This window comes from Nitrospirota bacterium, from assembly GCA_020846775.1.
Taxonomy (GTDB): domain Bacteria; phylum Nitrospirota; class 9FT-COMBO-42-15; order HDB-SIOI813; family HDB-SIOI813; genus RBG-16-43-11.
This window is the reverse complement of sequence record JADLDG010000057.1, coordinates 1-22774: the sequence shown is the minus strand read 5'-3', so window position 1 is coordinate 22774 and position 22774 is coordinate 1. Positions and strand designations below refer to the sequence as shown.

26 protein-coding genes are annotated in these 22774 nt (G+C 43.0%); 17 read left to right on the top strand and 9 right to left on the bottom strand.

Annotation, left to right across the window (positions count from 1 at the left end; translation table 11 throughout):
- Both IT392_08560 and IT392_08555 read right to left on the bottom strand, forming a co-directional pair.
- Positions 1-278, bottom strand: a 278-nt coding sequence (locus IT392_08560) for a nucleotidyltransferase domain-containing protein (GenBank protein ID MCC6544537.1), incomplete at its 3' end; no start/stop codon positions are given.
- A gap of 3 nt (positions 279-281) precedes the next feature.
- The gene (locus tag IT392_08555; GenBank protein MCC6544536.1) at positions 282-806 is read right to left on the bottom strand and encodes an ORF6N domain-containing protein; all 525 of its coding nucleotides are present in this window, start codon (positions 804-806) and stop codon (positions 282-284) included.
- A gap of 235 nt (positions 807-1041) precedes the next feature.
- Here IT392_08555 and IT392_08550 point away from each other — a divergent pair, with 235 nt between their 5' ends.
- From IT392_08550 to IT392_08500, 11 genes are all read left to right on the top strand, one after another.
- Complete coding sequence (locus tag IT392_08550; protein MCC6544535.1) at positions 1042-1926, top strand: cation transporter; 885 nt, start codon at positions 1042-1044, stop codon at positions 1924-1926.
- A 27-nt stretch (positions 1927-1953) separates the two neighbouring features.
- Positions 1954-2967, top strand: coding sequence for a 4-hydroxythreonine-4-phosphate dehydrogenase PdxA (gene pdxA / locus IT392_08545; protein MCC6544534.1), 1014 nt, complete (start codon positions 1954-1956; stop codon positions 2965-2967).
- Positions 2960-3826, top strand: coding sequence for a ribosomal RNA small subunit methyltransferase A (rsmA, locus tag IT392_08540; protein MCC6544533.1), 867 nt, complete (start codon positions 2960-2962; stop codon positions 3824-3826). The genes pdxA and rsmA overlap by 8 nt, the downstream gene beginning before the upstream one ends.
- Before the next feature lie 23 nt (positions 3827-3849).
- Positions 3850-4383: an OmpH family outer membrane protein gene (locus IT392_08535; protein MCC6544532.1), complete on the top strand. Its 534-nt coding sequence runs from the start codon at positions 3850-3852 to the stop codon at positions 4381-4383.
- Positions 4358-4960, top strand: coding sequence for a SurA N-terminal domain-containing protein (locus IT392_08530; protein MCC6544531.1), 603 nt, complete (start codon positions 4358-4360; stop codon positions 4958-4960). The genes IT392_08535 and IT392_08530 overlap by 26 nt, the downstream gene beginning before the upstream one ends.
- Before the next feature lie 131 nt (positions 4961-5091).
- Positions 5092-5703 carry a methyl-accepting chemotaxis protein gene (locus IT392_08525; protein MCC6544530.1) on the top strand — a complete coding sequence of 204 codons (612 nt, stop codon included), beginning with the start codon at positions 5092-5094 and terminating at the stop codon, positions 5701-5703.
- Between the two features lie 274 nt (positions 5704-5977).
- Positions 5978-6262: a hypothetical protein gene (locus IT392_08520; protein MCC6544529.1), complete on the top strand. Its 285-nt coding sequence runs from the start codon at positions 5978-5980 to the stop codon at positions 6260-6262.
- Positions 6263-6322: 60 nt separating this feature from the next.
- Positions 6323-7984, top strand: a complete 1662-nt coding sequence (locus tag IT392_08515; GenBank protein ID MCC6544528.1) for a ribonuclease J — start codon at positions 6323-6325, stop codon at positions 7982-7984.
- Positions 7985-7993: 9 nt separating this feature from the next.
- Positions 7994-10186: a DNA translocase FtsK gene (locus IT392_08510; protein ID MCC6544527.1), complete on the top strand. Its 2193-nt coding sequence runs from the start codon at positions 7994-7996 to the stop codon at positions 10184-10186.
- Positions 10187-10252: 66 nt separating this feature from the next.
- On the top strand, positions 10253-10930 hold the full coding sequence (locus tag IT392_08505; GenBank protein ID MCC6544526.1) for an outer membrane lipoprotein carrier protein LolA: 678 nt from the start codon (positions 10253-10255) through the stop codon (positions 10928-10930).
- 15 nt (positions 10931-10945) lie between these two features.
- Positions 10946-11443: a YajQ family cyclic di-GMP-binding protein gene (locus IT392_08500; GenBank protein ID MCC6544525.1), complete on the top strand. Its 498-nt coding sequence runs from the start codon at positions 10946-10948 to the stop codon at positions 11441-11443.
- A gap of 1 nt (position 11444) precedes the next feature.
- On the opposite strand, the gene hemL is transcribed toward IT392_08500, so the two are convergent.
- Positions 11445-12740, bottom strand: coding sequence for a glutamate-1-semialdehyde 2,1-aminomutase (gene hemL, locus IT392_08495; protein ID MCC6544524.1), 1296 nt, complete (start codon positions 12738-12740; stop codon positions 11445-11447).
- 120 nt (positions 12741-12860) lie between these two features.
- Here hemL and IT392_08490 point away from each other — a divergent pair, with 120 nt between their 5' ends.
- The gene (locus tag IT392_08490) at positions 12861-13481 is read left to right on the top strand and encodes a hypothetical protein (protein ID MCC6544523.1); all 621 of its coding nucleotides are present in this window, start codon (positions 12861-12863) and stop codon (positions 13479-13481) included.
- 79 nt (positions 13482-13560) lie between these two features.
- Entirely contained in the window at positions 13561-14817 is a 1257-nt protein-coding gene (locus tag IT392_08485) for an HD-GYP domain-containing protein (protein MCC6544522.1), read from the top strand.
- Between the two features lie 43 nt (positions 14818-14860).
- Here IT392_08485 and IT392_08480 read toward each other — a convergent pair whose 3' ends face one another.
- From IT392_08480 to ileS, 5 genes are all read right to left on the bottom strand, one after another.
- Positions 14861-15112, bottom strand: a complete 252-nt coding sequence (locus IT392_08480) for a YfhL family 4Fe-4S dicluster ferredoxin (GenBank protein MCC6544521.1) — start codon at positions 15110-15112, stop codon at positions 14861-14863.
- 92 nt (positions 15113-15204) lie between these two features.
- Positions 15205-16137: an RluA family pseudouridine synthase gene (locus tag IT392_08475; GenBank protein MCC6544520.1), complete on the bottom strand. Its 933-nt coding sequence runs from the start codon at positions 16135-16137 to the stop codon at positions 15205-15207.
- A gap of 5 nt (positions 16138-16142) precedes the next feature.
- The gene (locus tag IT392_08470; GenBank protein ID MCC6544519.1) at positions 16143-16733 is read right to left on the bottom strand and encodes a tetratricopeptide repeat protein; all 591 of its coding nucleotides are present in this window, start codon (positions 16731-16733) and stop codon (positions 16143-16145) included.
- A gap of 130 nt (positions 16734-16863) precedes the next feature.
- Positions 16864-17355, bottom strand: coding sequence for a signal peptidase II (gene lspA / locus IT392_08465; protein MCC6544518.1), 492 nt, complete (start codon positions 17353-17355; stop codon positions 16864-16866).
- Complete coding sequence (gene ileS, locus IT392_08460) at positions 17352-20186, bottom strand: isoleucine--tRNA ligase (GenBank protein MCC6544517.1); 2835 nt, start codon at positions 20184-20186, stop codon at positions 17352-17354. Before ileS ends, lspA begins: the two co-directional genes overlap by 4 nt.
- A 198-nt stretch (positions 20187-20384) precedes the next feature.
- Between ileS and IT392_08455 the strand changes: the two genes are divergently transcribed.
- A complete protein-coding gene (locus IT392_08455) occupies positions 20385-20828 on the top strand; it encodes a hypothetical protein (protein MCC6544516.1) in 444 nt (147 codons plus the stop codon).
- A gap of 18 nt (positions 20829-20846) precedes the next feature.
- Here IT392_08455 and IT392_08450 read toward each other — a convergent pair whose 3' ends face one another.
- On the bottom strand, positions 20847-21368 hold the full coding sequence (locus tag IT392_08450) for an NUDIX hydrolase (GenBank protein MCC6544515.1): 522 nt from the start codon (positions 21366-21368) through the stop codon (positions 20847-20849).
- 191 nt (positions 21369-21559) lie between these two features.
- Between IT392_08450 and IT392_08445 the strand changes: the two genes are divergently transcribed.
- The 3 genes from IT392_08445 to IT392_08435 form a co-directional block, all read left to right on the top strand.
- Positions 21560-21802: a hypothetical protein gene (locus IT392_08445; GenBank protein MCC6544514.1), complete on the top strand. Its 243-nt coding sequence runs from the start codon at positions 21560-21562 to the stop codon at positions 21800-21802.
- Positions 21792-22217: a PIN domain-containing protein gene (locus tag IT392_08440; GenBank protein MCC6544513.1), complete on the top strand. Its 426-nt coding sequence runs from the start codon at positions 21792-21794 to the stop codon at positions 22215-22217. The genes IT392_08445 and IT392_08440 overlap by 11 nt, the downstream gene beginning before the upstream one ends.
- A gap of 4 nt (positions 22218-22221) precedes the next feature.
- The coding region (locus IT392_08435; protein ID MCC6544512.1) for a hypothetical protein at positions 22222-22774 on the top strand (553 nt) is incomplete at its 3' end.

Genomic DNA, 22774 nt, shown 5'->3' with positions numbered 1-22774 from the left:
GTATAAAGTGGTATCTTTTCCTTCTGGAAATCCTCAAGACTTGTAGATAGCACAGTAATACTCCTTTCTGTTTCAAGAGTATCCATAATATCAGCCACAGCCTTTCTTATCTCTTTGTCTGACTTGTCAAAGACAGCAAGCAAATCAATATCAGAGGTTTGCCTCGCAGTCCCTTTTGCCCATGAGCCATAGAGGATCAGGCATTTAAGATTGCCATGAAATCTCTTTGTGAGATTCTCTGCTATCTCTTCTGCAATACCTTTGATCGCCTCTTGCATATTTCAACAGGATTTTCTGTATCGTAGTATACGTTCTCTCACCCGGAAGCCAATCTTCTTTTCCTTTGCCTCAGTTGGAGCCATAATTTGGTGAATAGCATCAAAAACGATCTTGAACTGGTCATCGTTTTTCTTTTCCATGTCTTCTATCTTCTGTTTGAGTTCCTTATGTGTAGTGAGCATCTCCCTGAGTTTTGTAAAGGTTCGCATTATCTGGATGTTGACGGAAATTGACTGCTCGCTACTCAGAACACTTGAAAGCATAGCCACTCCATTCTCTGTAAAGGCGTGTGGAGGGTACTTTGAGTGCTGTCCTCTCTTTAAGGTTCCAAATTGGAATCTTAAAGAATCATATTCATCTCTGGTTAACTGAAACATAAAATCTTCAGGGAATCGTTTTATATTTCTTTTAACAGTCTTATTAAGGTTTCCCGTAGTAACTCCATATAGTATGGCAAGATCCCTGTCCAGCATCACCTTTTTGCCTCTGATGATAAGTATTTTACTCTCAATAATCTGCTGAGGAATAATTTCCGAGCCCCGCATAATTATTCACCTTCCTTTCCCCATATTCAGCCACAGTGGCAAGCATAACCACGCCTGACAAACTGCCGTCAATGACTGCCATCACCTACAGCCAGAATATATCATTGAACGCCGCCATATTATAGCAGGAAATTGTCTTTTGCGATAGTGCTTTACAGGGAGGATTGGAGATGATTATCTGTTGCCTTTCCCCCTTTCGTAGACTATAATCTTTAAGATGAATTCTTATGTTTCCGTAAGGAAGATCCTTACTTACACACTCCTCCTGAACATGATTGCCGCCCTTGCCAAGCTTATTTATGGACACATATCAGGCTCACTGAGCATGGTTGCAGATGGGTATCATTCATTCTTTGACGGAACATCGAATGTCATCGGCCTCGTTGGTATCTGGCTTGCGTACAATCCGCCTGACAAGGACCACCCCTACGGGCACAAGAAATATGAGACACTGGCGTCACTTGGCATTTCTATCCTCCTCTTTCTTACATGTTATCATATACTGCGGGATGCATATTTCAGGTTCATGGACTCGACTACCCCGCATGTTACCGTCTTCAGTTTTCTGGTCATCCTTGCTACTATGGGGATTAATATATTTGTTATGAAATGGGAGCGTTCAAAAGGTGAGGAGTTGAAGAGTGAGATATTGATATCAGATGCAATGCACACGAAGAGTGATATCTTTGCCTCTGTGGCTGTTATGATAAGCCTTGCCGCAGTTTATGCAGGCATCCCCGTGATAGACCCTATTGCTGCCTTTATAATAGCAATTCTCATTGGCTGGACAGGATATCAGATATTGTCTGAGTCGGCAAAGGTATTAAGCGACTACTTTAGAATAAACCCGGGACTCATCAGGGATGTTGTAATCGGAGTTGATGGTGTGACAGAGTGTCATGATATAAGATCCCGCGGCACACCGACTGATGTCTTTGTAGACTTAAGGCTTCATGTACCATCAGATATGGGTATCTCTGAGGCCCACGAGTTAGCGCATAAGGTGGAAGGAAGGATCAAAAAGGAGTTTGCAGAGGTGACAGAAGTCGTTGTGCACATTGAGCCGGAAGGGAAGATGGCTGGAAGTGTGGGTGAGCATTAGGAATCACATATCAAAAAGAAGGAGGCGATGAGTATGGGTGCTGCAAAAAGGCCGGTAATAGGTATTACAATGGGAGACCCGGCTGGTATTGGACCGGAGATAATTGTTAAGGCAATCCTTGAATATGACATAAACAAGATATGCCGCCCAATAGTTATTGGGGATGCTGGGGTAATTAAAAAGATCTTGAAGACGTGCAGGATCAGCGCAGAGATAAAGAAGATTGAAAAGATAGCGTCTGCCCCTGCCGGCAGCGGTAAGATCGAAGTTATTGATCTGAATAATGTGGATATAAAGGGACTAAAGTACGGTGTCCCTGGCAAGACCTGTGGATCTGCCGCTGTATCGTTCATAAAAAAGGCTGCAGAGCTTGCCCTCGCAAAGAAGATAGATGCAATTACCACAGCCCCCATTAATAAGGAAATTATTAATGCAGCAGGTTTTCAATACCCCGGACATACCGAACTACTGGCTGAAATGGCCGGTACAAAGGATTTTGGTCTTATGATGGTTGGCGGCGGCCTGCGTGTTATACTTGTCACGACCCACATGGCATTAAAAGATGTGTTCAGGCATATTCAGAAAGACAGTGTGCTTAGAACGATCCGTCTTGCCCATAAGGCTATGGGTTATTTTCAGACAAAGCCGCCGAGGATTGCTGTAGCTTCACTTAATCCGCATGCCGGCGAAGGGAGATTGTTTGGTACAGAAGAGTGGGATGTGATCATGCCTGCAATAATTGAGGCTCGGGGAGAGGGGCTTGATGTGAGCGATCCGTTCCCGGCCGACACCTTGTTCTATAAGGCTAAAGAACGTTACTATGATATTGTCGTCGCTATGTATCATGACCAGGGACTGATACCGTTAAAGCTTCTTGCCTTTGGAAAGGCTGTTAATGTAACGGTAGGTCTGCCGTTTATCAGGACTTCTGTAGATCATGGGACGGCGTATGACATAGCCGGTAAAGACTGCGCAGACCCTGGAAGTTTGATCGAGGCATTAAAGATGGCAGTAGAAATGGTCGGGTTTACTCATGCATAAAGATGACAATAATGACAATAATATAAGTCAAAAGCAGGGACGGCCGGGGCGGCCTAAGAAACATCTTGGACAACACTTCCTGCAGGACCCTGAAATAATATCCAGGATAATAGAAGTTGCTGATATTCACAAGGATGATGTGATTGTTGAGATAGGACCAGGCAGGGGTGCGTTGACCTTCAGGATGGCAGAGATTGCATCTGAAGTAATCGCTATTGAGATAGACAGTTCAATAATTGAAAATCTTAAAGAGCGGGCGGTCAAATATCCGGGCCTTACTATAGTCGAGGCGGATGCACTGCAATTTCCATATCATCAGGTCGGTTCACGATTTAAGGTTGTGGCAAACCTTCCGTACTATATGTCTACCCCGATTCTTTTCCGTCTGATAGAACTGAGTGACATGGTTACTTCAATGACGATTATGCTCCAGAAAGAGGTTGCGGAACGTGTAGTTGCTGCGCCAGGGAGTAAAGACTATGGGATATTGTCTATAGCAGTTCAATTTTATGCCCACCCTGAGATAGCATTTAATGTTTCGCGCAAGATGTTCTATCCTGAACCTAAGGTTGACTCTTCAGTCCTTAAGATTGTGCCGAGGGAAAAGGTTGCTGTTGATGTAAGAAATGAGGGGCTTTTCTGGGGGCTCATTAAATCTGCTTTTTACTACAGAAGAAAGACCCTGCTTAATTCACTTTCTTTGTCTGGTCACAGTAAGGAAATAATTAAAAATGTACTCGATATGGCAGAGATTGATCAGAACTGTCGTCCTGAGGACGTCAGTATGGAGGAATGGGGAAAGATTGCCGATACGCTTATGGAGTTTATGATGTCGGAGCAGAAAAGACATAAATTTTAATAACTTACCTGGAGGAAATTTTAATGAAAAAATCTGTCGTAGCTCTCGCGGTGGTACTGTTGGTTTCTTTAATCTATTCAGCGCCGTCGTATTCGGATGATAAGTTGGATGCAGTAAAGATTGGTGTAGTAGATATACAGCGGGTGATTATTGAATCAAAGGGCGGTAAGGAGGCGAAGGCGCAATTTGAGACTGAAATGACAGGAATGAAGAAGGCCTTGACTGATAAAGAAGATATATTGAAAAAACTCCGCTCTGAGATTACGAAGGCTGGTATTTCAGACGCAGAGAAAAAGGAAAAGGAGGCGAAGTTCCAGAAAGAGGCGATGGAGATGAAACGGCTTAAAGACCAGGCAGAGTCCGGTCTCAGAGATATGGACAAGACTATCACTGTTAAAATGATTGGTGAGATTCGTGAAGTAATATCAAAAATTGGAACAGAAGAAAAGTATACTATTATCCTTGAGAAGGATCCCAGCGTATTGTACATGCCAAATGCGATAGACATGACCGGAAGAATTATAGAAAATTATGATAAACAAAAGGCAAAAAAGTAGTGCGTTGAAGAGTTATCAGGATTTTTTAATAATCCTTTCTGTTCTATTGATTCCTGTCTTGACATCCTGCGGGCAAAAGCAGCACAAGGATGAAGTTGCTGTTGTGAATGGATCCCCTGTTTCATTGCAGGAGTTTCAAAGGGAACTTGCCATATATGCCAACAGAAACCCTGATTTTAAGCTGAATGCAAAATCTGTAGAAGAACATCTGAACATGGTTATTGATAAACAGCTGATGATCCAGGAAGCTATGAAGATGGGGCTTGCAGAAGATAAAAGGTTTCTTGAGACGATAAAGAGTTTCTGGGAACAGACACTTATAAGGGAATTGATTGAAGTCAGGAGCAGGGAGTGGAGCGGAAAGCTTATTGTAACAGAAGATGAGATACTTGCTTATTATCAGAACATGAAGACAGGATTAAACCCCAGACCGCTTTTGAAGGATGTCCGTGAAGAGATAAGGTTGTTACTCTTTGAGCAGAAGAAACAGAAGGCGATGGATGAGTGGTTGAAAGAGGCAAGAAATTCCGCAGAAATTAAGATTGATATGAAAAAATTGTCAGAAAGTTACAAGTAAAACGCTCATGAGCCGCGGGCTCAAAAAGGTACATGAAAATAATCCCCCTTAATCCCTCTTTTTCAAAGGGGGAAATTAGTTACCCCACTTTAGAAAAGTGGGGCAGGGGGGGATTTGAAAGGCTATTTCGAGTGAACAGACCAATATTCAGGCGTCGTAACTTTTTCATAAACCGGGAGTTTCAGATTAGCTTTACCATCAAGTTCCTTGCAGTAATTGTCATAGAGGCAATACTGGCGATCGGACTCTTTATGTATCTATCGAGAGGCACGCTTACCACAGGATTCATTGGTTCTGACTTCAGGATTGCGAGGACATCAGAGTTTTTCCTGCCTACACTTTTAGTGTCAAACCTCATCATAATTGTCATAACAGCCGTTATAGGCATAACAGTGCTGATCTATATGTCGCACAGGATAGCAGGCCCATTATACCGTTTTGAAAAGATCCTCGATGATGTAGGAAGGGGTGACCTTACTCAGAGATTTAAATTAAGGGATAAAGACCAGTTGTCAGAGTTGTCTGAAAGTATTACTGAATTGACTACCGCTATGGATAGCAGGGTCAGTGATATAAAGTTCAGGACTCATGAACTGTCAGGTCTTTTGCGGGAGATCAAGGCCTCAGAGTCTACCGGACAATCAGGCAGTAATAGTCTGGATAATCTATTAAGGGAAGTTACAGAAAACGTTCAGGCTTTAGAGGAGGTTGTGAACTATTTCAAGACCTCGGAAAACCAATAAGTCCCCCTCATCCTTCATTAATATAACGCTGTTCCACATTGCTGCTATATTTATACTGCTGCCGCCTGTTTCTGTATTTGCCTGTGATAGTCTGCCCAAGAGTGTTGGATCTAAATATGCCACTATATGTTATGAAAATGAAAAAGGGCTTCAGCGGTTCACGAAGAATATAGGAAAGGGAACCGGTTTCTTCAGCGGCGGCTTTGATAATGACCCTGCAGAAACAGGCAGAAAGGTAGATTCTTTAGTTGAGAGGGTAAGCAGATTGCTTGATATGTATCCTTTTGATCTTAGTATCAAAATATGTGTCTATCAAAGTCACAGGGATATTGAAAGCGCATATTCCCATCTGACGCCCCTTGGCGCCTTCGGGAAGACACCAATTGCATTTTACTCACACAGGAGCAGGACAATATATGTGTCTGTCGAGAATACAGGCGCAGGCGTTCTTGCGCATGAGATCGCCCATGCAGTTATAAATTTCTACTTTCCTGAGCCTCCTCCTGAAAGGATGCAGGAGATATTAGCACAGTATGTAGATAAACATTTGTGGGAATAGATATGCTGCAGGAAATGCTTTGATTGAATTTAGCAGAGGAAAGTGATAAATTATCCGCATATGGATGATAAAGCACTCCTGATTATACCGCTTGGAGGTGTGGGGGAGATCGGTCTCAATATGACGGTCTTCCGGTATGGAGATGACATAATAGTTGTTGATGCAGGGCTTATGTTCCCGGAGGAGGAAATGTTAGGTGTTGATGTTGTCATACCTGATATTTCTTATCTGGCTGAAAATAGAGAGAAGGTCCTGGGTATTATCATTACCCATGGACATGAAGACCATATAGGCGCTATCCCGTACTTGCTGAGAGAGATGAATATCCCGGTCTATGGCACCCCTCTTACCATCGGGCTTATCTCAGAAAAGCTCAAAGAACATGATCTTGATGAAAAGTGTAATCTGATTTCTATCCGGCCTAAAGAAGTTTTTGAGCTGGGGTGTTTTTCCATTGAGGGTATAAGGATAACTCACAGTATTGTTGACGGTGTAGGTTTTGGTATTACAACACCTGTCGGCCGTATAGTACATACCGGGGATTTCAAGTTTGACCAGACCCCGGTAGACGGGCAGTTGCTCGATGTCCATCGTTTCGCTGATTATGGAAACATGGGGACACTCGTGCTTCTTTCAGACAGCACAAATTCTGAAAGGGAGGGTTATTGTCTTTCCGAACGTGAAGTTGGTGTTGCATTTAATGAGATTTTTGCCAGGGCTAAAAAAAGGATTATTGTAGCGACATTTGCATCTAACATTCACAGGATACAGCAGGTAATAGATGCTGCTGCAAAATTTGGCCGAAGGGTGATATTAAACGGCCGGAGTGTGGTAAATAACACCAGGATTGCTGAAGAGCTTGGATACCTTCATTACCCGCCTGATGTCAAGGCCTCTATGGATGACCTGAATGAGCTTCCGTGTTACAAGATTGTGATTGTGACTACTGGCAGTCAGGGAGAGCCGATGTCTGCACTCTCCAGGATGGCTATGGATGACCACAAGCATATAAAGATCGAAGAAGGTGATATGGTCCTGTTATCATCGAGATTCATACCAGGTAATGAACGTGCTATTGGAAGGGTAATCAATCATCTATTTCGCCGTGGCGCAAATGTCTTATATGAGCAGGTATCGGACATCCATGTGTCGGGTCATGCCTGCAGGGAAGAGCAGAAGATGATGCTCAATCTTGTGAAGCCGAAATACTTTATTCCTGTTCATGGTGAATACAGGCATCTTATTTATCATTCAAGACTCGCTGAAGGGCTTGGTATTCCGCGGGAAAACATCCTGATACTTGAGAACGGTGATGTGGCTCAATTTACAGAGGATGGTGCAAGAAAAGCAGGAAAGGTGGATGCCGGCAGGGTGTTTGTTGATGGAAAGGGGATTGGAGAGGTTGGCAGCATCGTCCTCAGGGATCGTAAACACCTTGGTATGGATGGGATAATTATTGTAATGATTGGAATAGAAAAGAGTTCGGCAAAGATTATAACAGGCCCGGATATTATCAGTCGTGGATTCATCTATGAAGAGGATTATCCTGAGGTAATTGAAGAATTGCGGAAAGTTGTTATTACGTTACTGGGAGAGATGGAGCCGGAGTTAATGCAGGAGTGGATCATAGTTAAGGACAAGGTTACTGCTGCACTGAAAAGGCACATAAAGAAGAAGATGCAAAGGAGACCGATGATTATTCCAATAATTATCGAGGTGTAGGGAGATACGATGGCTGATAAAAAGAAAAAAAAAGAAGACAGGAAATGGGTTAGCGAAATATGGGGGTTTGTTTTTTTTGCCGCAGGCCTGCTGATCTTTGCGAGTCTTGTTTCATTCAGCCCTGATGACCCTTCATTCAATTCTGTCTCGACCAGCAATGATGTAAAGAACCTTGCCGGGCTGTTTGGTTCTCATCTATCAGATATCCTTTTTACCCTCGTTGGCGGGGCTGCATACTTAGTTCCATTTGTACTTTTCCTGGTCGGGTGGAAGAAGTTTAAGAGAGAAGTGGCATCTTATAAAGAAAGGATTATAGGTTTTTGTCTTTTGTTCCTGTCCCTGCCAACGTTTTTTCATCTGCACCTTGAAAGAATATCGTTATCTATAAAGGGGAGTATACCGGCAGGCGGGCTTGCAGGTGACCTGTTTGCATCATTATTGACAGGCTGCTGTGCAACCTTCGGGGCACATGTCATAACGTTTACACTCGTTGTTATATCCGCAGTGATAGCAATAGGAATTTCTCCGGCTGACCTGTCTTCTGCCTTATGGAAGAGGGCAAGGCTGCCGCAGCTGTTAACGGGCATGATATCTCGAAGGGAAAAAGATACGCGGCCGGTCAGGGATAGCGATCTTCTTTCACATGCTAATGCAGTCTTGGCAGATCAAGAGTCATTGTCAGTGGAGCCAGAGCTTGATCTTTTTCGTCCTGAACCGGTTATACAACAAAAAAACCGCAGCCGGTCCCATGCTGCTGATACTGATGTTTTGCCTATGCAGGAGAACCTGGAATTCTCTGACACATCCTCAGACGGGACATATAAACTCCCTCCCTTGTCAATATTAAGTGATCCGGCTCCTTCAGAGACTAAGATTAGCAAAGAAGACCTCCTGATGAATTCAAGTGTCCTGGAGAAGAAATTGCTTGATTTCGGGATAGACGGTCAGGTTGTAGAGGTGAATCCCGGACCTGTTATCACGATGTATGAATTTGAACCTGCTCCTGGTGTCAAGTTGTCAAGGATTGTGAATCTTTCAGATGATCTTGCCCTTGCACTGAAATCAGGAAGTGTACGCATTGTAGCTCCACTGCCTGGCAAGTCTACCGTAGGGATAGAAGTACCCAACCATTTCAGGGAGGATGTGTTTCTTAAGGAGATAATTGCATCAGAGCAGTTCAGGGCGCTAAAGTCGAGGCTTCCACTGGCGCTTGGCAAGGATATCTCCGGCAATCCGGTAGTCGCTGACATGACAAAGATGCCGCATTTGTTAGTTGCCGGGGCAACCGGTTCAGGCAAGAGTGTTGCCTTAAACAGTATGATATCAAGCCTTCTTTACAGTGCAACTCCTTCTGATCTCAAAATAGTAATGATAGACCCGAAGATACTGGAGCTGTCTATATATGAGGGTATACCACACCTTATTACGCCTGTGATAACACAGCCAAAGGAGGCGTCATGGATTTTACAGAGGCTTGTTGAGGAGATGCAGAGGAGATACCGGGTACTTGCTGAAAAGGGTGTAAGAAACATTGATGGATACAACAAGCTCACTGACAAAGAGGAAACCCTTCCATATATTGTTGTTATTGTTGACGAGCTTGCTGACCTTATGATGACGGCGCAACGTGAGGTGGAAGATTCTATAGCAAGGCTTGCTCAGATGGCGAGGGCTGCCGGTATTCATCTTATTCTGGCAACTCAACGTCCGTCAGTAGATGTTATTACAGGTGTTATTAAGGCTAACTTTCCGGCACGCATATCTTTCAAGGTCTCGTCAAAGGTAGATTCAAGGACCATCCTTGATGGCATTGGGGCTGAGGACCTGTTGGACAAGGGGGACATGTTGTTCCTCCAGCCCGGTACGTCAAAGCTGATGAGGGTGCATGGGGCATATATATATGAATCTGAGGTGGGGAAAATAGTTGAATATGCAAAGGCCCAGGCAAGTCCTGAATATAGTTACAAACCTGAGGAGGCTGATTCTGAAGAAGGAGTTTCTGAAGGTGACAGGGATGAATTCTATCAGCAGGCCCTGGATATAGTCCTGATGTCCGGACAAGCGTCTATATCTCTTATACAGCGCCGCCTGCGCATAGGTTTCAACCGTGCTGCCCGGCTTGTTGAGATGATGGAAGCGGATGGCTTTGTAGGACCGTCTATAGGAGGAAAGCCGAGAGAGGTATTGAAGAGGGAGCGATGAAGAAGCAATGATCAGTGAGTTAGAAGAAGCAATGAGCGATGAGCAATGAGTTGTGAGGAGTTTTTAGTGTTGAATATTAAGGTCATGGTGCGGAACTCAGTATTTGGAGTATTCCTTGTCATTATTATTGCGATGGTGCCTTCTCAGCTCTATGGAGAAGTTAAGGCGGAGGGAGGGGCTTCTGCTGAAATCCTGAAAAGAGTTCAGGCAGTATACAGAGATGTCAATGATTTCACGGCGGACTTTGTTCAGCAGAGCTATCTGCAAGGTTTTGATGAAAAAAACTTTAAAGGGAAATTATACCTGAAAAAGCCCGGGCTGGTGAGGTGGGATTACACAAGGCCAGTCAAACAAAATATCGTAATAAATGGAGACACTATCACCCTCTATTTTTATGAGCAGAAACAGGCCATTATTCAGAAGGTTTCTGACCATCCTGATGCTGAACCGGCCATGGGTCTATTATCTAATATAGAAAAATGGGAAGATAGTTTTATTATTAAAAGCGGGGAACCCTCAGCTGATTTTTTCAGACTTAAACTTACACCTAAGACGATGAAGATGGTGAACGAGGTAATTGTTGAAATAGATAAAGAAACATTTTATATTAAAAAATTAATACTTTCAGAGGACAGCGGTAATAAAATATCTTTTAGTTTCTCCGGGACGAAGTTGAATAGTGGCATAAAAAAAGGTCTGTTTGACTTTAAGATTCCGGGAGGCACTGAGGTTCTGAAGTATTGATGAGGGAGGTAAGTCATGGCAACAGATAATTCGTTTGATATTGTATCAAAGATAGAGATGCAGGAGGTAAAGAACGCCATTGATCAGGCGATGAAGGAGGTAGCTCAGAGGTTTGATTTCAAGGGCAGTAAGAGTGATGTTAAGCTTGAAGAGAAAAATAATGAGATTATAGTAAGTTCTGATGATGAATATAAGTTAAAGAGCCTGATTGATATTCTTCAGGCAAAGCTGGTGAAACGGGGAATTTCACTGAAGGCATTGACTTACGGCAAGATTGAGACTGCACTGGGTAGTACTGTCAGGCAGAATATAAAGTTGCAGCAGGGGATCCCGTCTGACAAGGCCAAAGAAATCGTCAAGGCGATAAAGGAAACCAAACTTAAAGTTCAATCTCAAATTCAGGGTGATCAGCTCAGGGTATCAGGAAAAAACAGAGATGACCTTCAGTCTGTAATCAAGCTCCTCCGGGAGAGTGATTTCGGGATTGATATGCAGTTTATAAACTACAGATAAATTATATGCTAATTTGTAATGTCTTGAATGCCTTTTCAGCTGCCTTTATAGTCTTTTCTATATGCTCTTCAGTATGCGCAATTGAAAGAAAAATTGCCTCAAACTGTGATGGCGCAAGGTATATCCCCTGATCCAGCATGACGTTGAAAAATCTGCCAAAGGCAGCGGTGTCTGACTTCTTTGCAGATTCATAGTCTGTAACAGGACCCTCTGTAAAAAAGGTGCAGACCATGCTGCCTACACCTGTGTTAAATACAGAAATTCCTGCACGATTAGCGGCGTCTCTGATGCCTTCTGACAATTGTCCTGACAATTTATTCAGGCGCTCGTAAGTCCCCGGTTGCGAGAGGATTTTCAATGTTTCAATCCCGGCAGTAGTTGCAAGGGGATTTCCTGAAAGGGTTCCTGCCTGATATACGGGGCCTGATGGAGCGATCATTTCCATAATATCTGCCCTGCCGCCATATGCACCAATTGGAAGACCGCCTCCTATAACCTTCCCAAGGCATGTAAGGTCAGGAGTAATACCATACAGTTCCTGTGCGCCGCCATAGGCTGCCCTGAAACCGCTCATCACTTCGTCAAATATCAGCAGTGTGCCGTATTGACGTGTAATGTCCCTGAGCATCTTAAGGTAACCTTCAGCAGGAGGCACTACCCCCATATTCCCTGGCACTGGTTCAATGATTACACATGCTAACTCACTGCCGCTATTTTCCATGATATTCTTAATAGCTGCAAAATTGTTAAACGGTGCAGTAATCGTATTTCTTGCAAAATCGGAAGGTACACCGGGGCTGTCAGGTATACCGAGTGTCGCCGCGCCGGAACCCGCCTTAACCAGCAGACTGTCTGCATGGCCATGATAGCACCCCTCGAATTTTAATATCTTATCCCTGCCGGTATAAGCCCTTGCCAGTCTCAGTGCACTCATAGTAGCCTCTGTGCCGGAATTGACCAATCTGATCAGTTCCATAGATGGGAATATATCCCTGACCATTGTGGTCAGTTCTATCTCAAGTGCTGTAGGAGCCCCAAAACTGGTACCTTTTGTAACAGCTTTTCGTAATGCCTTTGTAACCTTCGGGTGTGCATGACCGGCTATCATAGGCCCCCATGATAAGACATAGTCTATATACTCATTCCCGTCAGCATCAAATAAGAGACAGCCGGATGCACTGTCAATAAATATTGGCTCCCCGCCAACTGCCCTGAAGGCCCTTACAGGACTATTAACTCCACCGGGCATTATTTTTTTAGAGGCTTTAAACAATGCCAATGATTTGTCTTTTTTCATCAACCCTCCAATTTTAACTTGTAGAACAATGAGCAATGATGTTAAAATTTATATCATTAATGTGGTTCGTATTCAAGTGGAATAGATTCTTGAATAATCTGATCACCCGGATAGTTATTCATGACCATAGAAAAAGTCCTGAACTCCATACAGCAGATCGTTAAGGGCATAGAAGATGTATATCAATGCCTCCTGGAACGTTACTACGAAAATTCCGGCTACAGGGTTTTATGGGAGGAAATGCTTCAGGGTGAAGACAATCAGATTGAACTATTAAACAGGTGCATTTCTATTATGCCCTCCCTGCCTCATCCGTCTTATACAATTGTTGGCAAAGATGTCAACTACGATGAAATCCTTTCAATTATTGAAAAGTACAGAAAGGAGATATCGGGTGACCTGGATATTAACCGCGCATTGAAGATCGCTTTTCACCTGGAACTCCTTGAGATTCAGGGTATCTTTAATGAGATTATCAAACTTCCTCAAGAGCCATATTTTGAAATCCTGACAGATATGCATTTGGAAACCCGCCGGAATATGAGGACACTAATCACAGGAGTGGAAAAATATTCATATGATGAAGCTTTCCTGCAGAAAGTCCGCGAGTTAAAGTCCGGGATCATTGAAAAGAGGTCAGGGGTTGACAGGAGGACTGGCATTATTAAGCCGGACAGTATTGACCGTCGTAATGGTGACAGAAGACAGGAAAGGCTTGTTAAGATAGCCTGCAAGATTTAACCTATTCATAAGATTATCCGAAATAGTACTTTAATTACGTCATAAAAACGTCCTTTTCATCTTAAAGTGGAGATTTATTATGGCATCTAAAAAAATACCTGTTCAAAAGCTTAATGTGGGGATGTTCGTTGAACAGCTCGACCGTCCATGGATAGATACTCCATTCTTTTTTCATAAAAAATTGATTAAGACACAGGATCAGATTGATAAGTTGATAAGCAACGGAATAATGTATGTGATGATAAATACGGAAAAAGGCGCTGACTTAGAGGATAAATCCGTACTGAATGACACTGAGAGGACACACCTGAGTGTTAAACCTGAGGAGAAACCTAAGCCGTCAGCAAAATCTGAATATATTGATCCTCTTACAATTGATGAGGAGTTACCAAGGGCAAAGGAGATAAGGAGCAACGTAAGCAACGTCGTAAAGAATATCTTTAATGATACTCGAATGGGCAAGGCTATTGAGGTCGAGGCTGTAAAGGAGCAGGTAAGCGCTATCGTCGAAAGTGTATTCAGAAACAGAGATGCATTATTGTGCCTAACCAATCTGAAAGATTATGATGACTATACTTTTATGCATAGCGTTAATATCGGCATTCTTGCCGTATCATTCGGGCGGCACCTTGGAATGACAAAAAGGCAATTGGAAAATATTGGATTTGGCGGAGTATTGCACGATATTGGAAAGACAATGATCCCGGAGAGTATTTTAAACAAACCAGGGAAATATACAATGACTGAGTACGAGATTATGAAGCGTCATGTGAATCTGGGAGGTGAGATTTTACGAAAACATGACCACATACCGGAAGAGGCCATGCTGGTAGCCTTACAGCACCATGAACGGTTTAACGGCACAGGCTATCCAAACAGGCTGTTCGGGAGCAAGATCAGTCTTGAAGGACAAATTGCAAGCATATGTGATGTTTATGATGCCCTGACATATGAAAGGGTCTATCATAATGCGTCAACCTGTCATGCAACTATAAAGAGATTGTATGAATGGGGAGATACTCTCTTTGTTATGGAACTGATAGAAAACTTTGTAAAGTGTATAGGCATATACCCGTTAAACTCTTTGGTGGAACTAAATACAGGACAATGCGGTGTCGTTGTTTCTGTAAATCAAAAAGAATTGTTACGTCCCAAGGTTAGAATACTTCTGGACAGCAATAAGAAAAAGCAAGAGTCAACAGTTGTTGACCTGGCTGCAGAAAAAGACGCTGATGGAAACTATATATATTCAATAGTTAGTGAATTAAACCCGGCTGTTCTAGGTCTGGATATCAATCAGTATGAAGGCTTGTCAGTGTCTATTCCGGAAAGTTAACTGGCGGGATATTCTTATCCCGCCAGTTAATTAAAAGTATATGTTATTTGGAACCCGTTAGTCTTTCGTACTTGGCCTGAAGATCATCCTTTGATTCCTTATGATCTGGGTCCGCTACAATACAGTTGTCAACCGGGCATACCGCAACGCATTGAGGTTCATCATAATGTCCAACGCATTCGGTACATTTGTCCGGGTCTATTATATAAATATCCCCTTCACTTATTGCCTCATTAGGACACTCAGGCAAACAAGCAGCACAGGCAATACATTCTTCGTTAATAAGCAGCGCCATACATCTTACTCCTTTCTTAATAATATGAGACTCGTGAAAAGAATACTACCATTTATGAAATTCTGTTGTCAATAATTTATTTTACAATAATATTACTGATTTTGTCCGTTAAAGCACTCTATGATGTCCTTCATCCCGGCAGGAAGAGGAGGTTCAAATTCCATGTATTTCTCTGTAACAGGGTGGATAAATCCGAGTTTCATCGCATGCAGCATTAGCCTGTCTATCTTCACGCTGCCTATATTTGAATAGCCCCTTCCCCCGTAAAAACTATCACCAGCAACAGGGTGGTGAAGGTGGGACAGGTGAACCCTCAACTGATGTGTCCTTCCTGTCTCGGGTTTCAGCTCTAAAAGTGTTGCATTCTTAAATCGCTTTAATACCCTGAAAAAGGTCTTTGCATGTTTAGGATTCACTGTCCGTGAAGAGAACTTCTTTCTGTCCCTGGTATCTCTGCCAATGGGAAGGTCAATCTCTCCCCGGTTTTTCTTCATTACACCGTGAACCAATGCTATATAAACCTTTAAGACCGTGCGTTGTTTGAACTGATTTGATAAATGACGGTGGACAGGGTCGCTCTTAGCAATAACAAGAACACCGGATGTGTCTTTATCCAGCCTGTGAACAATACCTGGCCGCTCACGACCGCCTATTCCAGTTAAATCTTTACAGTGATGAAGAAGGGCATGGACAAGTGTACCGCTGTAATGACCGGGGGAAGGATGCACAACCATGCCAGATGGTTTATTGACTATTAATAGATGTTCATCCTCGTACACGATATCTATTGATATATCCTCAGGCTGCAAAGGCAGGGGGGTCGGTCCCGGAATTTCAATCCTGATTTCATCGTCCGGACGAACCTTATAGTTTGTCTTAACGGTTTCACTATTAACCGTGATAAGATTTAATTTTAACAACTTCTGGATTGCAGTTCGTGAGAACGGTAACAGATTTGTTATGTACTGGTCTATCCGTTTGGAGTCACTGTAAGGAGATACCTTGAGTATCTTTACAATCGGCATGATACCTATTTTATTTCTGAGATCCGGTTCTCTCTGGTATAAATAACATATAACATCTGGCGGGCATTTGCATTGTTTCTCTCAATCGTCAGTATTTCCTGATAAGCGCTTTTTGCCTCAGGCAATTCCCCCATCTCAAAAAAAAGCCTGCCTGTAAGCTCATACGCCTCTATATAAGAAGGATCCTCCTCAGTAGCATAAATTGAGTAATTAAGGGCCTTTTTTTTGTCTCCTTTTTTATCAAAGGCACTGGCAATGTTAAAAAGGAGTTCAGGGGTAGGTTCATCAGTCATCTTTTCCAGATAAAGATATATCTTAAGTGCATCTCTCAGTCTTCCCTGTGCCAGGTAGATATTGCCAAGAAGAAAATTGCAGGATGCATCTAACGGATCAACCGCCAGCGCCTGTTGTACAACCTCATGCGCAGCATCAAGATGTCCAAGTTGTAAATATATATCAGCAAGCTCACAATGGGCATCTACCTGATCGGGGTAAAGTTCACATGACCTCTTGAGATACTGTACGGCCCGGAGCCAGTTCCCTTCTTCAAGAGTCATTATTGCTTTGCTGAATAATCTTTCCCATGCCTTATTCATTTGTAAGTACAGCCTCCATGACATCCAGAACATTCCACCGAACTAGTGTCAGTAATTAAAAAAGTCATATTAACTATCATAACGCGGGTTTCATCCCGCAATTAGTGCTGACCATACTGGCCGGATCTAATCAGACATTTAATATGTGTCTTTTCTTCGTAAATAGTATGGTAATAACCAGTATTAACGTTCCCACTGTTATAGCTGCGTCTGCTATATTGAAAGCAGGCCAGTGGAAATGTCCCCAGTAAAAATCAAGGAAATCTACCACCATCTGAAATCTAATCCGGTCAATGAGATTACCTAATGCGCCCCCGATTATCAAGGCAATAGGTACCAGGATTAGATTATCCCTTTCCCTGATCTTTATGTATATGTAAAAAAGGATTGCAAATGCAATTAACGAAATTCCAACCAGTATGATCATTCTTGCTGTTTCACTAATATTGCCGAAAAGTCCAAATGCCGCCCCTGGATTGAATATGTAAGTGATATTAAAGAACCCAGCTATTACCTCCATCGGATCGTGAAGGGTCAGCATATGTTGTACTGCATACTTGGATAACTGATCTATAATAGTAACCCCGCCGGCAACCAGTGTCAATAGCAAGTATTTATTCATGACCTTAATGCTTCTGCACAGCGGCTGCAAACTGCCGGATGTTCTGTGTCCTGTCCGACCGTTTCGCTATAGTTCCAGCAGCGGCTGCACTTACTACCCCCTGCCCGCGAAATTCGGATAGACAATCCATTAATCTCACTGCTTTGATATATATCCGGAGGTGGTGAACTGGAATGAGTAGTTACTGAAGAGACTATGAAGAATGACACGAGTTCACCGGAATTATCATTAAGGAATGTATACAGTTCCTGGTCTGAGAAAATGTCAACATGTGCCTCTAATGAGTGCCCGATGAGCCGGTCTTTGCGGGCAATCTCGAGTGCCTTGGCTACATCACCCCTTACCTTGAGCAGCCTGTTCCACTTTGTATCCAGTTCCTCGTTGATATATGCCTGATTGACTTCAGGGAACAGGCTAAGGTGAACGCTCTCTGTTTCCATGTCTCCCCGAACTTGCTTCGGGATCTCCTGATCCTGCACCGATATTTTCGCGATATACCCCCATACCTCATCGGCTGTAAATGAGAGCACTGGCGCCATAAGTTTTACGATTGATGTCAGTATCTGATACATGGCAAACTGGGCTGCCCGCCGTCCTTTTGAAGCCTTATGGAATGTATATAGACGGTCCTTTAGAATATCGAGATAGATTGAGCTCATGTCAACTACACAGAAGTTATGAAGGGCATGAAATACTATATGGAATTCAAAATCTGTATATGCCTTTTTCACCCGTCCTGTAAGTTTTTGCAGTCTGTGAAGGGCCCATCTGTCTATCTCGGATAATTCATTCAATGACACCTGATTGAGCTGGGGGTCAAAGTCGTATAAATTCCCCAGAAGGAACCTGCAGGTATTTCTAATCCTTCTGTAAGCCTCAGTAAGTTGAACAAGTATGTCTTTTGATATCCTGATATCTTCCCTGTAATCCTCTGCAGCCACCCATAGTCTTAATATCTCCGCCCCATATTGATTAATAACCTCCTGCGGAGCAATTACGTTACCAGCAGACTTAGACATTTTTCTACCACTTCCGTCTACGACAAACCCGTGAGTCAGGACAGACCTGTACGGGGCCTTGTTTCGTGTCCCAATGGATTCGAGCAAAGAACTGTGGAACCACCCTCTGTGCTGATCACTACCCTCAAGATACAAATCTGCGGGCCAGGATAGTTCCGGCCTCTTCTCGAGGACAGCCGCATGGCTGACCCCTGAATCGAACCACACATCAAGGATGTCCATCTCCTGTTCCCACTCTTTATTTCCACACTGTGTGCAGGATACCTCTCCAGGCAGAAGTTTCTCAACCTCTGCGGAAAACCATATGTCTGCCCCGTGATCTTCCACAAGTCCTGCAACATGGTCAATGATATTTTTATCAAGCAGTATGTGTCCGCATTTCTTACAGGCAAACGCGATGATAGGGACACCCCATGTCCTCTGTCTTGATATGCACCAGTCCGGTCTTACTGAGATCATTCCGTGAATCCTGTCCCTCCCCCATCTTGGGATCCATGAGACAGATTCAATTGCCTTCAACGCCTTTTTTCGCAGGCCGCCGGTCTCCATGGATATGAACCACTGCTCAGTGGCACGGAATATAACGGGCTTCTTACACCGCCAGCAATGAGGATAAGAGTGGGAGATCAATTCTTCTTTCAGCAAAACACCCAGTTCCTGCATTTTTTCCATTATGAACTTATTTGCCTCAAAGACCTTCATCCCGGCAAAGAATGGGACCTCATCAATGAACCTACCCCTGCTGTCAACCGGAGAATATATGTCAAGTCCATATTTAAGGCCAGTCTCATAGTCTTCCTCTCCATGGCCCGGGGCTGTGTGTACGCAACCCGTACCCTGTTCAAGTGTAACGTAAGCTCCGTTAACGACTATAGAATCTCTGTCAATAAATGGATGGGAAAATATGACGCCATCCAGCATTGAACCCTTGAATTCTGCTACAGTTGCAAATTCCGGATTACCTGTTTTGGAAAGAAATGAAGGGAGTAAATCCTTTGCCATGATCAGAATGGCACCGTTTAATTCAGCGGCCGTGTAAATAAAGTCCGGATGGAGGCAAACCGCTAAATTTGCTGGCAGCGTCCATGGCGTTGTTGTCCATATTACTACTGATACATCCTTATCCTTAAGGGCAGGGATACGATCACCGATGCCGGACTTGTGCGGAAACCTTACATATACTGATGGTGATGTATCATCTGCATATTCAACCTCAGCCTCTGCAAGGGCAGTCTCGCATGACATACACCAGAGGACAGGTTTTCTCCTTTTATACACACCGCCATTTTCTACAAACCTTCCGAACTCCCTTATGATAGTAGCCTCATACGAATGGGCCAGAGTCAGATATGGATAATCCCAGTCAGCAGAGACACCGAGCCGCTTGAACTCTTCGCGTTGTATATTTACATAGTTTTCTGCATATTCACGGCACAGCTTTCTTATATTATGTCTGCTCATCCCTTTTTTCTTAGGGCCAAGTTGTTTATCTACCTGATGTTCTATCGGAAGGCCGTGGCAGTCCCATCCGGGTGTATAAGGGGAATCAAACCCCTCCATTGTCTTAGACCTGATAATGATATCTTTGAGAATCTTATTTAACGCGTGACCAATGTGGATATTGCCATTTGCATATGGTGGACCATCGTGGAGGATATATTTCTTTCTGTCTTTGCCGGTTTCCCGCAATCTATTATAAAGATTAGTTGTCTTCCATTTCTCAAGCATAACCTCTTCCATTCTGGTAAGGTTTGCCTTCATGGGGAAGTCGGTCCGGGGGAGGTTGAGGGTGTCTTTATAATCCTTTTCCATATAGTGTGCGGCGCCTCAAATTCAGGGCAATCATAACACCTGCCATGCAGGGGTGTCAAGGATTGTAAAGGCATTGATGAACATGTTATATATGTTAAGCATAATCCCTTTTTTACAATATGAATAATGTGAAAGGAATTTACCCTCCCCTTCAAGGGGAGGGTCAGGGTGGGGATGGGTTAATCAGGGTATTTTCGGATGAAAAAGACAGGGCTGCTAATAATAATTATTTTACTGATAGCTGGAATCATACTCTTCTATTCCGGATCTCTTGATACGTGGAGGGTCCAGGGCGTCATAAATGGCGTTGAGAAGGCAATGGAAGAGGAAGAATCAACGAAAATGATGTCATTCATTTCTCTGAATTATGCAGATGGTTACGGATTTGATAATTCCAAGGTCAAACGACTGTTAGAAAATCTCTTTAAAGACTTTGACAAGTTTGAAGTGACGATAGAAAACCCCGTTATAGAGATAAAGGAAGATACAGCAACCGTAAAATTCGATGTCCGGGTAACCGTGGGGTGGAATGGCAATCCCTCATATATCGTCGGCACAAACCGCTCAGCCGCACACATACGAGCATATCTTGTCAAGGAATTATTTAGATGGAAGGTGGTACGGGTAGAAGGGGTGAAATAATCTGCGAATCAGTTTATGTTATAGCTTCTTAGAAAACCTATCCTTTGCAAGAAGCAGTGCAATCATCGTTTTGCTATCCTTAATTTCCCCGCTGAATACCATTTGAAGTGCTGTTGCAAATGGAAGTTTCTCGATCTCTATATACTCGTCATCTTCAGGTTCGTGTTTGCAGGGGGCTAATTGAGTGGCTAAATAAATATGGAGCAGTTCTGTACAAAAACCTGGTGTAGAAAAGAACTCCCCGATCTTTTCCATGTTTCCTGCCTCATAGCCGGTTTCCTCTATAAGTTCACGCCTGGCGCAGAACTCAGGCCCTTCGTTATCGTTAATCCTCCCGGCGGGCAACTCCCATATAATGCCACCGGCTGCATGCCGGTACTGGCGGATCAGTATGATATTGCCGTCATCATGTACCGGCAGAGCACAGGCACCTCCTGGATGTCTGATGATCTCCAGATCAACACTCCTCCCGTCAGGCAATAAGGCCCTTTCAAGATTCAACTGCAAAACCCTTCCATCGAAAATATTCTTAATCATCATGTAAGCAGTAGTAAACCCTTATAATTCCCCGGTAACACTTGTGTTTACTTGCTAATCTACTGATTTTGGCGATATATGTCAATTTGTCATTTTTCAATATGTAAAGGCATTGTGTGTCGGCTTCTGCAACTATAGAAAAAGCGGTTATTTTAATGTAGAATAGGGCAGAACTTTAAAGGGAGGTGATTCGTATGAAGGCAGGTACGGCTATTAAATTGGAAAAGGAAGAAGAAGATGTATTAGAACGGATGGTTAAGACAGGACTTTTCCAAAGTAAAGATGAGGCGGTAAGGGCTGCAATTATCAAGTATGCTTCAGACCTTGGAATTTTCAGTCCTGGGATGCTGTGGGACAGAATTGTCAGACATAAGAGAAGGAAGGTGACTCCGGAACAGTTAGAGAAGGATCTTGAGGCCGTAGAAGATGAAATATAGGATCTTTCTTGACACCAATGTTTTCATCTATGCCTTTGAGTTTCCTGAAAGTAATTCGAATAAAATAATCGGTCTTCTTAATCAAGGACTACTTGAAGTGGTAATCTCTGAGAGGGTACTCAAAGAAGTGCAGGCATATTTCAAAAAATTCTATAACAAGGATTTGGCAGGCTTCTATAGAGACTATCTGTTGAGAACCTGCACGGTTGTGTTTTCTACTGATGTCAAGAAAGAAATGGTTAAATACAGGGAGTTGATTAAAGATAAAGACCTTGAGCAACTGGCAGTTGTGAAAAAGTTTGGCATCAAATTCCTGGTGGCATATGATAGGGATTTCGATGGAATTGAAGAATACATCACTCCACAGGCATTCATAAAAGAGATGAGCATTAAAGCGGCAGCCAGCTGTTATTAATTAAATGATAAAACTGGCAAATTATAATCTCCCTTCAAATGTGACCGGCGTCTTTATTGACGACTCTGGTTCCCCTGGCCAGATTACAGAATCAAAACATCTTCATTCAGAAAGAAAAACGTGGGTTGCTGTGCTTTTACCCCCGTTACAGCTTTACGATGTCATTGAACAAATGCCAGGCGCGATTGTAGAAATGAAACAACAATTCGGCGTAAAAGAATTTCATTTCGCTGATATATTGAGTGGTAGGAAAGAATATAAAGGGCGCGATTTATCTATTCGTCTTGGAATTTTTGAATTTATGAGTTACATTTTTTCTGGTTACCGTTTTCCTATTGTTTGCCAGACGTTTAATCCTACCCACATGATAGAATATCAAGAGTTGTATACGCTAAAAGATGCAATTCCAGGTTTTGATTTGAGCAATCATAATCATTCAGCCTTATGGTTTCTAATTATCAAGGTTAAAAAGTACTTAAAGAGTCAAGCGCATGGCTTCACAGAGAAAGCAGTAATTTTTATTGATGAGGGGCTTAAAAAGGCTGGTCACATTCATC

What these genes read in the sequence shown, in the direction of transcription:
- IT392_08550 (MCC6544535.1), top strand. Translation starts at nt 1,042, where the DNA reads ATGAATTCTTATGTTTCCGTAAGGAAGATCCTTACTTACACACTCCTC.
- pdxA (MCC6544534.1), top strand. Translation starts at nt 1,954, where the DNA reads ATGAGTATGGGTGCTGCAAAAAGGCCGGTAATAGGTATTACAATGGGA.
- rsmA (MCC6544533.1), top strand. Translation starts at nt 2,960, where the DNA reads ATGCATAAAGATGACAATAATGACAATAATATAAGTCAAAAGCAGGGA.
- IT392_08535 (MCC6544532.1), top strand. Translation starts at nt 3,850, where the DNA reads ATGAAAAAATCTGTCGTAGCTCTCGCGGTGGTACTGTTGGTTTCTTTA.
- IT392_08530 (MCC6544531.1), top strand. Translation starts at nt 4,358, where the DNA reads ATGATAAACAAAAGGCAAAAAAGTAGTGCGTTGAAGAGTTATCAGGAT.
- IT392_08520 (MCC6544529.1), top strand. Translation starts at nt 5,978, where the DNA reads ATGTATCCTTTTGATCTTAGTATCAAAATATGTGTCTATCAAAGTCAC.
- IT392_08515 (MCC6544528.1), top strand. Translation starts at nt 6,323, where the DNA reads ATGGATGATAAAGCACTCCTGATTATACCGCTTGGAGGTGTGGGGGAG.
- IT392_08510 (MCC6544527.1), top strand. Translation starts at nt 7,994, where the DNA reads ATGGCTGATAAAAAGAAAAAAAAAGAAGACAGGAAATGGGTTAGCGAA.
- IT392_08500 (MCC6544525.1), top strand. Translation starts at nt 10,946, where the DNA reads ATGGCAACAGATAATTCGTTTGATATTGTATCAAAGATAGAGATGCAG.
- hemL (MCC6544524.1), bottom strand. Translation starts at nt 12,740, where the DNA reads ATGAAAAAAGACAAATCATTGGCATTGTTTAAAGCCTCTAAAAAAATA.
- IT392_08490 (MCC6544523.1), top strand. Translation starts at nt 12,861, where the DNA reads ATGACCATAGAAAAAGTCCTGAACTCCATACAGCAGATCGTTAAGGGC.
- IT392_08485 (MCC6544522.1), top strand. Translation starts at nt 13,561, where the DNA reads ATGGCATCTAAAAAAATACCTGTTCAAAAGCTTAATGTGGGGATGTTC.
- IT392_08480 (MCC6544521.1), bottom strand. Translation starts at nt 15,112, where the DNA reads ATGGCGCTGCTTATTAACGAAGAATGTATTGCCTGTGCTGCTTGTTTG.
- IT392_08475 (MCC6544520.1), bottom strand. Translation starts at nt 16,137, where the DNA reads ATGCCGATTGTAAAGATACTCAAGGTATCTCCTTACAGTGACTCCAAA.
- IT392_08470 (MCC6544519.1), bottom strand. Translation starts at nt 16,733, where the DNA reads ATGAATAAGGCATGGGAAAGATTATTCAGCAAAGCAATAATGACTCTT.
- lspA (MCC6544518.1), bottom strand. Translation starts at nt 17,355, where the DNA reads ATGAATAAATACTTGCTATTGACACTGGTTGCCGGCGGGGTTACTATT.
- ileS (MCC6544517.1), bottom strand. Translation starts at nt 20,186, where the DNA reads ATGGAAAAGGATTATAAAGACACCCTCAACCTCCCCCGGACCGACTTC.
- IT392_08455 (MCC6544516.1), top strand. Translation starts at nt 20,385, where the DNA reads ATGAAAAAGACAGGGCTGCTAATAATAATTATTTTACTGATAGCTGGA.
- IT392_08450 (MCC6544515.1), bottom strand. Translation starts at nt 21,368, where the DNA reads ATGATGATTAAGAATATTTTCGATGGAAGGGTTTTGCAGTTGAATCTT.
- IT392_08445 (MCC6544514.1), top strand. Translation starts at nt 21,560, where the DNA reads ATGAAGGCAGGTACGGCTATTAAATTGGAAAAGGAAGAAGAAGATGTA.
- IT392_08440 (MCC6544513.1), top strand. Translation starts at nt 21,792, where the DNA reads ATGAAATATAGGATCTTTCTTGACACCAATGTTTTCATCTATGCCTTT.